This is a genomic window from Sphingomicrobium sp., from assembly GCA_036563485.1.
In the GTDB taxonomy this organism is placed as follows: domain Bacteria; phylum Pseudomonadota; class Alphaproteobacteria; order Sphingomonadales; family Sphingomonadaceae; genus Sphingomicrobium.
This window is the reverse complement of record DATCMI010000001.1, coordinates 880,867-894,272: the sequence shown is the minus strand read 5'-3', so window position 1 is coordinate 894,272 and position 13,406 is coordinate 880,867. Positions and strand designations below refer to the sequence as shown.

The window sequence follows — 13,406 nt, the reverse complement described above, 5'->3', positions numbered from 1 at the left end:
CGCCGACTAGCGCAGGAACGCCTTCAGCTGCTCTTCGAACAATGCGGGCTGGTCCTGCATGATGAAGTGGTAGCTGCCGGGGATCCGCACCAGCTTCAGCTTTGGCGTGCCGGCATAGCTTTCGGCATAGAGCTTGTCCGCTTCTTCCTTCGTCACCAGGCGGTCGTCCTGCGGGTAAAGCATGGTGACCGGCACGGCGATGTCCTTGAGGCGCGGGCGCATGTCGGTGAGCATGTCGTCGTACATGGCCTGAGCGACGACGCGCATGTCGGATGCCGTCGCGCCATGCTTCATGATGCAGGCGCCAACCGCGCTGTTGGTCATGTTGCCGACGATCCTGGCGGGTGCGGGGAGTGTCGCCGGGCAGTCCGCCGGCTTGCCGAATGCCGGCGTCACCTTGGCGGCCTGGGCGAGCACCATGGAGCGCATCTGCTCGGCGCGCGGGGTGATCGTCGCGACATCCGGCGCGCCGAACACCGGGCCGATGAACGGGAAGGCGTCGACGATCATCAGCTTGCCGGCGGCACGCGGGTGCTCCGCGGCCAGCATCAGTGCAGCGAGTCCGCCCATCGAATGGCCGACAATAGCCGGCGACTTCAGCTTGTTGGCCTCGATATAGGCCGCGAGCTCTTCGACGAAGGGTTTGAGGACCGGTCCGGACGCATTCGGTCCGGCCTCCTCGCCGAAGCCTTTCAGCTGCACGAGATGCAGGCGGTATTTCGACTTCAGGGCCTGGACGCTCGCCGCCCAGACGTCGCGCGTGCTCGACAGGCCGGGGATGAAGATGACGTGGGGGCCCTTGCCCTCGACGACGACGCTGAACCGCGACGGTGCGAATTGGCTCGCGGCGGCTGCCTTGGCCGCTGCATGAGCAGGCGCGGACCAGTCGAGCGTGGACGCCGCGAGGGCGCAAAGCATCAGTGCGCAAAGACGCATAAGTTCCTCCTGTAGTGAGTGGTTGAGTGGCCTAGATGGCCTTGGAGCTTCGCCGGGTGGGGGAGACGAAGATTTCTTCGATGCCGAGCTCGAACAGTTCGGCGATGCGGAAGGCGAGCGGCAGCGAGGGATCGTACTTGCCGGTCTCGATCGCGTTCACGCTCTGGCGGGAGACCTGGAGCCGTTCGGCGAGGTCCTGCTGGCTCCAGTTGCGCTCGGCGCGCAGGACCTTGAGGCGATTTTCCATCAGCAGCGGCCGCTGGAGCCGAGGGTCAGGCGGTTCATCAGCGAGCCGATACCCAGCCCGCCGAACCAGAGCACGGCTGCGTAATAAGCATCGACATGGCCGACCAAATCGAAATTCTCGAGAAAGCCCCAGATCGTGGCGATGCTCAGCGCGAAGCCGCTGGCCCACAAAGTCTGACGGACGACGAGCATGCGGACATATTCGTCCTGCTCGTCGATGAGGTAGCGGCCCATGGCGAAGAAGATGCCGATGATCGGCAGCGCCGGCAGGACGGCCGCGACGTAGGCTGACGCGCCCCGCGGGTTGCTGTTCTTGAAGAAGGTGATCACCCCGAACAGGATCAGCATGTAGGCCACGGACAACAGCAGCACCGATATGGTGTAGCGCCGCTGGGCGGGGTTCGAGTTGGACACGTAAGCTTCCTTTCCACTAAGTAAAGGTAGCTTTACTGATACTCTTGCGGATGTCAAGGGAGCTTTCCACGTCTACTTAGGTTGAGGCCAACGGGCCGCAGCGCTACATGCCGGTGCGATGACCAAAATGTTCAAGATCGCGCTCCCCGACGGGTCGGTTCGGGAGATGCCGGAAGGTTCGACGCCCGCGGATGTCGCCGCGGCGATCGGGCCGGGGCTCGCCAAGGCCGCGCTTGCCGCGCGCGTCGACGGCGAGGTCCGCGACATCATGCGCCCGTTCGAGGGCGACGCGAGCCTGGCGCTGATCACGTCCAAGGACGAAGCCGACGCGCTCGAGCTGGTGCGGCACGACTTTGCGCACATCCTCGCCGAAGCGGTGCAGAACCTGTTCCCCGGCACGCAGATCACCTTTGGCCCCGCGACCGACGACGGCTTCTACTACGACTTTGCCCCGACCGCCGAGCATGGGCCGTTCACCGAGGAAGAGCTTCCGGCGATCGAGGAAGAGATGCGCAGGATCATCGCCCGCGACGAGCCGCTCATCCGCGAAGTGTGGAAGCGCGAGGACGTGCGCGCCTTGTTCGAGAAGCAGGGCGAGCGGTTCAAGGCCGAATGGGTGATGGAGCTGCCCGAGGGCGAGCCGATCACCATGTACCGTTCGGGACATGCGGACACCGCGTGGATCGACCTCTGCCGCGGTCCGCACCTCGCCTCGACCGGCAAGCTCGACCCGCAGGCGTTTAAGCTGACGCGGGTCAGCGGCGCTTATTGGCGCGGCGATCCCAAGAACCGGATGCTGAGCCGCATCTACGGGACGGCCTGGCTCAACAAGAAGCAGCTCGACGCTCATCTCGTCCGGCTCGAGGAAGCGGCCAAGCGCGACCATCGCAAGCTCGGGCAGGAGATGGACCTGTTCCACCTCCAGGCCGAGGCGCACGGGTCGGTGTTCTGGCATGCCAACGGCTACATGATCTGGCGCCAGCTCGAGCAGTATATGCGCCGCCGCATCGACGAGGCCGGCTACCAGGAGATCAAGACCCCGCAGCTGATGGACGCGCGGCAGTGGGAGAAGAGCGGCCACTGGGGCAAATATCGCGAGAACATGTTCATCGTGCCGGACGAGATTCCGGGCACGGACGAGGACGCGCCGGTGCTTTCGGGCCAGGCCGACCTGATGGCGCTGAAGCCGATGAACTGCCCGGCGCACGTGCTGGTCTTCAAGCAGGGCATCACCAGCTATCGCGACCTGCCGCTGCGGCTGTACGAGAACGGCAGCTGCCACCGGAACGAGCCGCACGGCGCGCTTCACGGGCTGATGCGCGTGCGCCAGTTCACGCAGGACGATGCGCACATCTTCTGCCGCGAGGACCAGATCGTCGATGAAGTGCGGGCCTTCTGCGCGCTCGCCGACCGCGTCTACAAGGATTTCGGCTTCACTTATGCCGTGAAGCTGGCGCTTCGCCCCGACAACAGGTTCGGCAGCGACGAGGACTGGGACAAAGCGGAGAGCGAGCTTCGCAATGCGGTCATCGCGGCCGGCATGGCGACGGACGAATATGGCTGGGAAGAGCTGCCCGGCGAAGGCGCTTTCTATGCGCCGAAGCTGGAATGGCATCTGACCGACGCGATCGGACGGACCTGGCAGGTCGGTACGATCCAGTCCGACCGCGTGCTGCCGGAGCGGCTCGACGCCACGTACATCGGCGAAGACGGCGCCAAGCACCGGCCGGTGATGCTGCACCGCGCGATCTTCGGATCGTACGAGCGGTTCATCGGCATCCTGATCGAACATTATGCGGGCAAGTTCCCGCTGTGGCTTGCGCCCGTGCAGGCGGTCGTCGCGACCATCGTGTCCGACGCCGACGGCTATGCGCAGGAAGTCGCGGCGAAGCTGACTGCGGCGGGGATCCGCGCCGATACCGACCTTCGCAACGAGAAGATCAATTACAAGGTGCGCGAGCACAGCCTGGCCAAGGTTCCGATGCTGCTGGTCGTCGGCAAGCGCGAGGCCGAGGAAGGCACGGTCGCGCTGCGCCGGCTCGGCTCCGAAGAGCGGCAGCTGGTCGTGCCGCTGGACGAGGCGATCGCGTCGATGCGTGCCGAGGCGATCGCGCCCGACCTGCGATGAAGGTCCGCAAGGGCACGGCGGCGGACGTGCCCGCGGCAGTCGAAATCTGGCGCGCGGCCGTCGACGCCACCCACCAGTTCCTGACCCCCGATGACCGGCGCGACATCGATCGCATGGTCGCGGAGGATTTCCTGCCCAAGGTCGAGATGTGGATTGCCGCCGACGCCGAGGATCGCCCGCGCGGCTTCCTGGTCATGGACGGAACGATGATCGACGCCTTGTTCGTCCACCCGGACTGCCATGGGCAGGGGATCGGCACGATGCTGCTAGACCATGCGCTGAAGATTGCGCCCGATGCGCGGGTCGATGCCAGCGAGCAGGCAAGCAATGCGCTGCCCTTTTACCTTGCCAAGGGCTTCACGATCGTTGGCCGGTCCGAGACTGATCCGCAGGGCCGGCCCTACCCGCTGGTCCACCTGGCGATGACGCCCGCCGGCCACAGCTGACGCAAAAACGACGCAGCAGGTGCGCGGCAATCTTTTCAAGCCGCGTCCAAGCGCTTACTTCGGCACGGTTAATCAACAGCAATCAGGAGACGCAGCTATACCCCCGCCCTACCCGCGCCGAGGAATGGCGCCGCCGCCGCAGATGAGCGGCCCCCGCTATAACGAGTTCATCCAGTCCCAGAAGGTCCGGGTGATCGACGAGAATGGCGAGAATTTGGGCGTGATGTATACGCGCGAAGCTTTCGAGCAGGCGCAATCGGTCGGTCTGGACCTGGTGGAGATTTCGCCGAACGCCGATCCGCCCGTCGCCAAGTTCCTCGACATCGGCCGCTTCAAATATGAAGCGCAGAAGAAGGCCGCCGAGCAGCGCAAGAAGCAGAAGACGCAGGAGATCAAGGAGATCAAAATGCGTCCGAACATCGACGACCACGACTATGACACGAAGATGAAGAAGGTCTTCGAGTTCCTGGAGGAAGGGGACAAGGTCAAGGTCACGATGCGCTTCCGCGGCCGCGAAATGGCGCACGGCGAGCTCGGCATGGCGGTGCTTCGGCGCGTTCAGGAGCAGACCCAGGAGGCAGCCAAGGTCGAAGCCCATCCGCGGATGGAAGGCCGGCAGATGCTGATGGTGCTCGCGCCCAAGTAAGGCGGCGTGAGCATTGGCTTCGCCGGTCCCCCGGACCGGCTGCAGGCAGAGGGCCATGCTCGGACGTCCCCCGGACGCCCTGTGCGTGGCCCTTACTTACAATAATGTTGCCAAATTGCTGCAGGGCCGCCGCATATTTGCGAGCGGCCCTTCCGCGATGCTTCCCAAGCGGCGCTCTTCCGGTTTAGCTTTGATCCCAGATGGGCGCGCCTGCCCGGGGGAGACAGAGATGATCCGCAAGTCCGCTTGGTTGCTTTCAGCCGGCATGGTCGCAGTGGCGACGCCCGCATTCGCTCAGCAGCCGCCGACGCAGCCGACGGTGCCGGATACGACGCAGACCAACGCAGCGCCGACGACGAGCCCGACCAGCGACAGTGCCGCGGTCGCCAATACGGCGCAGGAACAGCAGCCGGTCGACAGCGGCAACATCATCATCACCGCGACCCGCCGTAACCAGGCGCTGTCCGACGTGCCGCTGGCGGTCAGCGCGGTCACCGCCGACACGCTCCAGAATTCCGGTGCGACCGACATCCGCCAGCTCAACCAGCTGTCGCCGTCGCTGCTGGTGTCGTCGACCCAGTCGGAAGCCGGCGCATCGGTCGCTCGCATCCGCGGCATCGGCACCGTTGGCGACAACCCGGGCCTTGAAGGCTCGGTCGCGACCTATATCGACGGCGTCTACCGCTCGCGTACCGGCGGCGCGCTGACCGAACTCGGGCCGCTCGACCGCGTCGAGGTTCTTCGCGGACCGCAGGGCACCCTGTTCGGCCGCAACGCGTCGGCCGGCGTGATCTCGGTGATCACCGCCAAGCCGCAATTCACCCCGTTCGTCGCGGGCGCGCTCAGCGTCGGCAATTACCGCTACGTTCGCCTCGACGAGACGATCAACATGCCGCTTAGCGACACCGTCGCGGGCCGCATCGACGGCGTGCTCCTGAGCCGCAACGGCTTCATCAAGGACGTGATCTCCGGCCGCCGTGTCAACGACCGCCGCCGCTGGCTGCTTCGCGGCCAGCTGCTGTTCCAACCAACGACCGACCTGTCGATCCGGCTGATCGCCGACTATGCGAAGCGCAACGAGGAATGCTGCGCCGCCGTCTATTTGCCGGCGAGCGACTATGTCGCCGGCACCGGTGAGGCGCCGTCGAGCGCGAAGGCGCTGCTGACCGCGCTAGGCGCGACCATCATCGACGATCCGTATCGTCGTCAGACGGCGATCACGCCCGGGCGCTTCTACCGCTCCGACGTCAAGGACGGCGGCCTTTCGGCGGAAGTGAAATATGACCTGGGCGCGGCCGAAGTGACGTCGATCACCGCTTATCGCACCAACGACTATATTGGTGGCGGCGACTTCGATTATAACAATCTCGATTTGCTCTATCGCGACGACGACGGAAATTATCAGAACAAGTTCAAGACCTTCACCCAGGAGCTGCGGCTCCAGGGCGAGCTCATGGACGGCCGCCTCGACTGGCTCGTTGGCGGCTTCTACGCGAACGAGAAGATCACCCGCCGCGACAATCTGTCGACCGGCGCGGCGATCGATCCGTTCGCTCGCGAACTGATCCGCGCCCAAAGCCCCGTGCTTGCGGCGTTCCCCGGGTTCAACAACCTCAACCTGTTTGCCCAAGGGTTCGTGCTCAACCAGCTGACCACCAATCCGGCGCTGGCGGCGGTTCCGGTGTTCGCCCGGCCCCTGATCATCAATGCGATCGCGAGCCAGGTCGTGAACACGCCGCTTGCGAACACGGTGACTCAGGACGACTTCCGGCAGAAGGGCACCAACTACGCGCTGTTTACCCACAACATCTTCAAGGTCACCGACCAGCTGTCGCTGACCCTGGGTGCGCGGTACACCGTCGACCGCAAGAGCATCACGGCGGATCTCGCCTCCAACAGCCAGTGCGCCAATTACCGGGCCAATATCACCCGCCTTCAGCAGCTCGCAGCTGCGGCAGCCGCGAACCCGGGTGGCAATTTCGGGCTCAACCCGGCGATTGCAGCGCTTGCAACCGCGCTCTCGGGCCAGGTGCTGAACCCGATCGGCACGCTTCCCTGCGCCATCAACTCGATCAACGGCAGCTTCGAAAGCGACACGAAGACGGAGAAGAAGTTCTCCGGGACGGCCGTCCTCAGCTTCAAGCCGACTCCGGAACTGCTGACCTACGCCAGCTACTCGCGCGGATATAAGGCCGGCGGCTTCAACCTCGACCGCGCCGGCCTCAACCAGGCGGCAGTCGATCTCGACGATCTCCGCTTCAAGCCGGAGCTCGTCGACGCCTACGAAGTCGGCGCCAAGTACAACGGCCGCGGGTTCGACGTGAACGTTGCGCTGTTCAACGAGGACTTCCGCAACTTCCAGCTGAACACGTTCAACGGCATCAATTTCGTCGTGGAGAACATCAACAGCTGTTCTGAAGGCCTGAACGGCGCCGACACCGACAACAGCTCGGTTGCAGTGCCTTGCGGCGGCAAGAGGAAGGCCGGCGTCCGCTCGCGCGGCGTTGAGATCGAAACCTTCTTCCGCCCGATCCGCGACGTGAACGGCGCGTTCGGCCTCACCTACGTGAACGCCAAGTATCGCAACGACTTGGTCGGAACCGCCGACGAAGCTCTGCTGCCGCCGTTCTTCCAGCTGCCGGGCCGGCAGATCTCGAACGCGCCGAAGCTGACGCTGACGGGATCGCTCGGCTACACGCCGCCGATCGGCAACAGCGGCATGCACGCCCTGTTCTACGTCGATGCGCGGCGGACCTCGTCGTACAACACCGGCTCCGACCTCGACATCGAGAAGACCCAGGATCCGTTCACGGTCGTCAACGCCCGTGTCGGCATCCGCGGGCCTCTGGAAACCTGGGCGCTGGAGCTTTGGGCGCAGAACCTGTTCAACACCAAGTACACGCAGGTCGGCTTCGACGCGTTCGGCCAGGGCACGGGCACGCGGCGCGGGGTCGATGCGGGCTTCTACGCTCGCTCGACCCAGCTTTACGCCGCGTTCCTCGGCGAACCGCGGACGTTCGGCCTGACGCTGCGCGGGAAGCTGGGTACCGGTCGTGCCGCACCGGTCGCCTATGTCGCGCCGCCGGCCCCGCCGCCGCCGCCGGTGGTGGTCGAGCAGCCGGTCGCTCCGCCGCCGCCGCCCGCCCCGGTGGAGCGTGGCGAACGCGGCTAAGCGCGACCACTCGAACAAACAGGGGGAGGGCCTCGCCGGCGACGGCGGGGCCCTTTTCTTATGCGCCCTTGGCTGCGGCCGGGTCGGTCGCGGCAGCGAGCAGGCGCGCCCGCAGCGCGGCGATTTCCTCGCCCTTCAGCTTGGTCCCGCGCCCCGTCGTCAGGTAGAAGACGTCGACAGCGCGCTCGCCGAACGTGGCGATATGGGCCGAGTGAATTTTGTGGCCGCACTCGTAGATGGCGGCCGTGAGCGCCGCGAGAAGCGCAGGGCGGTCGAGCGCATTGACCTCGACCACCGTCGTGCGCGTCGAGGCGCGCTCGGCGATGGCGACGAACGCTGCCACGTCGAAGGCCGCGACCTTGCTCGACGTTTTGGGGGACGGGAGCAGCGGCGGCTTTTCGCTGGTCAGCGCCTTTTCGACGGCACGCAACAGGCGAATCTGCTGGCGGCGTTCGCCATAAGGCGTGCCGCGGCCGTCGAGCACCAGCAAATTGTCGAGCGCCATGCCGTCCGTCGTCGTGTGAATGCGTGCATCGATGATGTTCGCGCCTGCCGACGCGAGGCCGGCGCAGATGCGGTAGAAGAGCCCTTCCCGGTCGGGGGTGAAGACGCTGACCCGCGTCGCGCCGCTTTCGGGATCGTCCTCGACGACGACGCTCGGCTGGCGATCGCCGATCCGTGCTTCGGCGTCGGCGACCTGGCGGGCGTTGGCGAGCTGCCACGGCAAGGGCTCGGCCAGCCAATAGCTGTCGGGCAGCCGCCTTACGTGAGCGCGTACCGCGGTCGCTTTCCAATTGAGTGCGTCGGCCAGTTCTTGCTGGCGAGCGCGAACCAGTTCGGTGCGGCCGTGCTGCTTGTGGCCGAGCCGCAGCCGTTCTTCGGCAGCCTCGAACAGGGTCCGCAGCAGCGAGCGCTTCCACTCGTTCCAGACGCCGGGACCGACGGCGCGGATGTCGACGACGGTGAGCGCGAGGAGCAGGCGGAGACGCTCCGGGCTTTGCACCTGGCGCACGAAATCCTCGATCGTCTTGGGGTCGGCGAGGTCGCGTTTGAAGGCCGTCGAGGATAGCAGCAGGTGATGGCGGACCAGCCAGGCGACGGTCTCCGTCTCCGCCGGGTCGAGGCCGAGCCGCGGACACAGCTTGAGCGCGATCTCGGCGCCCAATTCGCTGTGGTCGCCGCCGCGGCCCTTGGCGATGTCGTGGAGAAGCACGGCGACATAGAGCAAGCGCCGCGACGAGATCTGCCGCTGCAGGATCGCGGTCGAAAGCGGATGGTCCGCCTTCAGCTCGCCGCGCTCGATCTGCGCGAGGAGGCCGATGGCGCGGATCGAATGCTCGTCGACCGTATAATGATGGTACATGTCGAACTGCATCTGCGCGACGACCCGGCCGAAGTCGGGAATGAAGCGCCCGAACACGCCCGCTTCGTTCATCCAGCGGAGCACGATTTCCGGCCTGTTGATGCAGGTGAGGACTTCGAGGAACAAAGCGTTGGCGCGCGGATCGCGGCGGAGCTCGCCGTCGATGAGCGATGCATCGCGGATGGCCGCGCGCATGGCCGTCGGATGGACCTCAAGCTGCTCCCGCGCGGCGAGGGCGAAGAGCTCGAGCAGGCGCAGCGGCTGTTCACGGAAGAAGCCGTCGTTTGGGATCGAGATACGCCCGCGGTCGAGGACGAACCCGCCGAGCCGCCGAGGGCGTCGCCTGATCGTCGGAAGCGCGAAGCGGAACCCCTTCTTGCCCATCTGCTCGTCGAGCTGGGCGAGGAACAGGCCGGTCAAATCGCCGACGGTCTTCGCGTTGATGAAGTAGAATTGCATGAACCGCTCGACGGCGGATTTCCCCGGCCGCTCGGCGTAGCGCATAATCTCGGCGATGCGCGGCTGATATTCGAAGCTCAGCCGCTCTTCGGGTCGCCCGCCGAGCTGGTGCAGGTGGCAGCGCACCGACCAGAAGAATCGCTCGGCGCGGTCGAAGCGCTGGAACTCGGCGGCGGTTAGAAGTCCCGCACCGACGAGGTCGGCGGGCCGCTCGACGCCGTGGACGTACTTGCCGATCCAGTAGAGGGTGTGGAGGTCGCGAAGGCCGCCCTTGCCGTCCTTGACGTTAGGTTCGACGACATAGCGGCTGTCGCCCATCTTCACGTGGCGCTCGTCGCGCTCGGCAAGCTTGGCGGCCGCGAATTCAGCCGCGGTGCCGGCGACGATCTCGCGCTGGAAACGGGCGTTTGCGGCATCGAAAAGCTTTTCGTCGCCCCACAGCCAACGCGCTTCGAGGAAGGCGGTGCGCACCGTCATGTCCTTCTTCGCAAGCGCGATCAGCTGGGCGACGGAGCGGACGGAATGGCCGACCTTGAGCTTCATGTCCCACAGCAAATGGAGGACGGCGCGCGCAGCTTCCTCCTGGTCGGGCCCGGGCGCCGTTCGGGTGAGAAACATCAGGTCGACGTCGCTGAACGGCGCCATCTCGCCGCGCCCGGTGCCGCCGAGGCCGACCAGCGCGATGCCGCCGCAGGGCTTTTCGAGAATGCGTTCGCAGACGAACTCATAAGCCAGGCGGACCAGCTGGTCGTGCAGGAAGGCGGTTGCGCGCGCTGCGGAACGGCCGTCGCCGGGGCGCTCGAGCAAGCGGCGTGCGACTTCCCGGCGGCCGATGGCGAGCGCATCGGCGAGCACCGGCACCGCAGACTGGAGGAGGTCGACGCCCGGCGGCAAGGCGGACAGACGGTCGGCAACGGCACGGCGGTCGATCAGCGCGCGGCGGTTGTTGATGTCGAGGAAGCTCATGCGCCCCGCTCGGCGGCGATCCTCTTGAGCCGGTAGAGGGCTTCCAACGCATCACGCGGGGCGAGGGCGTCGGGGTCGATGGCGTCGAGCGCGGCCGCGAGCGGGTCGGGGCCCTGCTCCGGCTCGGCCGCGGCGGCAAACAAAGGCAAATCGTCGAGGCCCGCAGCGATGCCCCCGGTGGCGTCGCGGCCTGCTTCGAGCTTGGCGAGCACCGAGCGGGCGCGGCTCACGACCGCGGGTGGCAGGCCCGCCAGCTTGGCGACGGCGATACCGTAGCTGCGGTCGGCCGCGCCGCCCGCCACTTCGTGGAGAAGGACCAGGTCGCCCTTCCACTCCCGCGCCCGCACGTGATGGAGGGAGAGGCAGTCGAGCCGCCCCGCGAGACGCGTCAGCTCATGATAATGGGTCGCGAACAAAGTGCGGCACTTGAGCTGGTCGTGCATCGCCTCGACGACGGCCCAGGCGATCGCGAGGCCGTCGTAGGTCGAGGTGCCGCGGCCGATCTCGTCGAGGATGACGAGGCTGCTCGGCGTTGCCTGCGCCAGGATCGCGGCGCTTTCGACCATTTCGACCATGAAGGTCGAGCGGCCGCGCGCGAGATTGTCGGACGCGCCCACGCGGCTGAACAGGCGGTCGACGATGCCGACCTTTGCGCGGGTCGCTGGGACGAAGCTGCCGGCCTGGGCGAGGACGGCGATCAGGGCGGTCTGGCGGAGGAATGTCGACTTGCCGCCCATGTTCGGCCCGGTGATCAGCCACAGGCGGTCGCTGGGCCCGAGCGACAGATCGTTGGCGATGAAGCGCTCGCCGCTGCCCTTCAGCGCCGCCTCCACGACCGGGTGGCGGCCCCCCTCGATCTCGAGGCACGCCTGGCTGGTGAGGCTCGGGCGGCACCAGCCGCCCTCGGCGGCACGATGGGCGTGGCCGGCCGCGACGTCGATGCGGGCGATGGCTTCGGCAGTGGCAGTGATCTGCGGCGCGGCGGCGACGGCGAGCGCCGTCAACTCCTCCGCATGGGCGGCTTCGGCGGCGAGCGCGTGACCGCCCGCTTCGATGACCCGGCTCGCTTCGTCGTGAAGCTCGGGCGAATTGAAGCGGACCACGCCGGCGAGCGTCTGGCGATGGGTGAAGCCACTGTCGGGCGCCATCAGGCGGTCGGCGTGCTTGGCCGACACTTCGACATGGTAGCCGAGCACCGCATTGTGCCGGATCTTCAGCGAACTGATGCCGGTCGAGTCACGGTAGCGGGCTTCGAGTGAGGCGATAGCGCGGCGGCCGTTCGAGGCGGCGTCGCGCAAGGCATCGAGGCCGGCGTCATAGCCTTCGGCGATATAGCCGCCCTTGGACGCATCGATCGGCGGCGAGGGGACGAGCGCGCGGGAATATTGTTGGACGAGTCCTTCGTGGCCGCCGAGGCGCGGAGCAAGATTTTCGAGCAGCAGCGGGCGGTCGGGCTCGCCTTCCAGTTCGCGCTTGAGCGCATCGGCGGCGGCGAGGCCGTCGCGAAGCAAGGCGAGGTCGCGCGGGGAGCCGCGGCCGGCAGCGAGACGGGCGAGGGCGCGGGCGAAGTCGGGCATCGCCTTCAGCGCGCCACGCACTCGCTGGCCGCGGATTGCGTCCTCGTGGAGCCAGGCGACCAATGCGAGGCGCTGATCGATCGCGCTGCTGTCGGTCAGCGGGGCCGCAATGTCCTCGCACAGAAGGCGGCGGCCGGCGGCGGTCTGGCAGCGGTCTATCTCGCCGAGCAGGCTGCCCGCCACGCCGCCGGTCGTGGAGCGGGTCAGTTCCAGGCTTTCGCGAGTGGCGCTGTCGATGGCCATATGCGCGGCGCGGCTGATCCGGCGCGGCGCATCGAGCAGGATGCCGGCGCCTTTCTGGGTCGCGTCGAGGTAGGAGAGGAGCCCGCCCGCCGCGGCGAGTTCCGCCCGGGACGGGGAGCCGAGGCCATCGAGAGTCGAGACGCCGAAGCGGGTCTTGAGCGCGCGTTCGCCGGCCAGGCTGTCGAACCCGCCCTTGCCGTTGCCGCAGCGGACGCCGGGGATCGGCGTGTCGGCAATCGTCTCGGCGGCCGAGATCCGCGCCAGCTCCGCCGCGAGCTCGCCTGGCCCGCAGCTGACCAGCTCGAATCGTCCGGTCGAAATGTCCGCGGCGGCAATGGCCCAATTGTCGCCGGCGCGGCCGATCGCCGCCAGCCAGTTGGCCGCTGCCGATTCGAGGAGCGTCTCCTCCGTCAGCGTGCCGGGCGTGACGAGGCGGATGATGGCGCGGTCGACCAGCGCTTTCGACCCGCGCGCCTTACGTGCCTCGGCCGGGCTCTCGGTCTGCTCGGCAATGGCGACGCGGTGACCGGCCTTGATCAGCCGCGCGAGATAGGCCTCAGCGGAATGGACCGGCACGCCGCACATGGGGATCGGTTCGCCGGCATCCTCGCCGCGCTTGGTGAGCGCGATATCGAGGCAGGCCGCGGCAGCCTTCGCATCGTCGAAGAAGAGTTCGAAGAAATCGCCCATGCGATAGAAGAGCAAAGCGTCGCCCGCTTCTTCCTTCAGGCGCTTGTATTGCACCATCATCGGAGTCGGGGCGTCGGCTCGGGCCATGGCCGAATGCCTAGCCGTTTCGCGGGAGCGGCG

The 13,406-nt window shown here is 66.8% G+C and carries 9 protein-coding genes; 4 read left to right on the top strand and 5 right to left on the bottom strand.

What is annotated here, in order from left to right:
• Positions 1-6: 6 nt before the first annotated feature.
• From VIL42_04665 to VIL42_04655, 3 genes are read right to left on the bottom strand one after another with little or no spacing between them, the layout of a single operon-like run.
• A complete protein-coding gene (locus VIL42_04665) occupies positions 7-936 on the bottom strand; it encodes an alpha/beta hydrolase (GenBank protein ID HEY8592143.1) in 930 nt (309 codons plus the stop codon).
• 31 nt (positions 937-967) lie between these two features.
• Positions 968-1,183 (bottom strand): helix-turn-helix transcriptional regulator, encoded by a 216-nt coding sequence (locus VIL42_04660; protein ID HEY8592142.1) that lies wholly within the window; start codon positions 1,181-1,183, stop codon positions 968-970.
• Positions 1,183-1,596, bottom strand: a complete 414-nt coding sequence (locus VIL42_04655; protein ID HEY8592141.1) for a hypothetical protein — start codon at positions 1,594-1,596, stop codon at positions 1,183-1,185. Before VIL42_04655 ends, VIL42_04660 begins: the two co-directional genes overlap by 1 nt.
• Positions 1,597-1,714: 118 nt before the next feature.
• Here VIL42_04655 and thrS point away from each other — a divergent pair, with 118 nt between their 5' ends.
• The 4 genes from thrS (at position 1,715) to VIL42_04635 (ending at position 7,988) form a co-directional block, all read left to right on the top strand.
• On the top strand, positions 1,715-3,724 hold the full coding sequence (thrS, locus tag VIL42_04650; protein HEY8592140.1) for a threonine--tRNA ligase: 2,010 nt from the start codon (positions 1,715-1,717) through the stop codon (positions 3,722-3,724).
• Complete coding sequence (locus VIL42_04645) at positions 3,721-4,170, top strand: acetyltransferase (GenBank protein ID HEY8592139.1); 450 nt, start codon at positions 3,721-3,723, stop codon at positions 4,168-4,170. The genes thrS and VIL42_04645 overlap by 4 nt, the downstream gene beginning before the upstream one ends.
• Positions 4,171-4,312: 142 nt before the next feature.
• Positions 4,313-4,816: a translation initiation factor IF-3 gene (gene infC, locus VIL42_04640; protein HEY8592138.1), complete on the top strand. Its 504-nt coding sequence runs from the start codon at positions 4,313-4,315 to the stop codon at positions 4,814-4,816.
• A gap of 229 nt (positions 4,817-5,045) precedes the next feature.
• The gene (locus tag VIL42_04635) at positions 5,046-7,988 is read left to right on the top strand and encodes a TonB-dependent receptor (GenBank protein ID HEY8592137.1); all 2,943 of its coding nucleotides are present in this window, start codon (positions 5,046-5,048) and stop codon (positions 7,986-7,988) included.
• A gap of 58 nt (positions 7,989-8,046) precedes the next feature.
• Here the strand turns inward: VIL42_04635 and VIL42_04630 are convergent, their stop codons facing one another.
• Both VIL42_04630 and mutS read right to left on the bottom strand, forming a co-directional pair.
• Positions 8,047-10,776 (bottom strand): [protein-PII] uridylyltransferase, encoded by a 2,730-nt coding sequence (locus tag VIL42_04630; GenBank protein ID HEY8592136.1) that lies wholly within the window; start codon positions 10,774-10,776, stop codon positions 8,047-8,049.
• Entirely contained in the window at positions 10,773-13,346 is a 2,574-nt protein-coding gene (gene mutS / locus VIL42_04625; protein ID HEY8592135.1) for a DNA mismatch repair protein MutS, read from the bottom strand. The genes VIL42_04630 and mutS overlap by 4 nt, the downstream gene beginning before the upstream one ends.
• Positions 13,347-13,406: the final 60 nt, after the last annotated feature.

Excerpts from the sequence above, each read along its gene's own strand:
- VIL42_04665 (HEY8592143.1), bottom strand. The coding sequence starts at position 936 with ATGCGTCTTTGCGCACTGATGCTTTGCGCCCTCGCGGCGTCCACGCTC.
- VIL42_04660 (HEY8592142.1), bottom strand. The coding sequence starts at position 1,183 with ATGGAAAATCGCCTCAAGGTCCTGCGCGCCGAGCGCAACTGGAGCCAG.
- thrS (HEY8592140.1), top strand. The coding sequence starts at position 1,715 with ATGACCAAAATGTTCAAGATCGCGCTCCCCGACGGGTCGGTTCGGGAG.
- VIL42_04645 (HEY8592139.1), top strand. The coding sequence starts at position 3,721 with ATGAAGGTCCGCAAGGGCACGGCGGCGGACGTGCCCGCGGCAGTCGAA.
- infC (HEY8592138.1), top strand. The coding sequence starts at position 4,313 with ATGAGCGGCCCCCGCTATAACGAGTTCATCCAGTCCCAGAAGGTCCGG.
- VIL42_04635 (HEY8592137.1), top strand. The coding sequence starts at position 5,046 with ATGATCCGCAAGTCCGCTTGGTTGCTTTCAGCCGGCATGGTCGCAGTG.
- VIL42_04630 (HEY8592136.1), bottom strand. The coding sequence starts at position 10,776 with ATGAGCTTCCTCGACATCAACAACCGCCGCGCGCTGATCGACCGCCGT.
- mutS (HEY8592135.1), bottom strand. The coding sequence starts at position 13,346 with ATGATGGTGCAATACAAGCGCCTGAAGGAAGAAGCGGGCGACGCTTTG.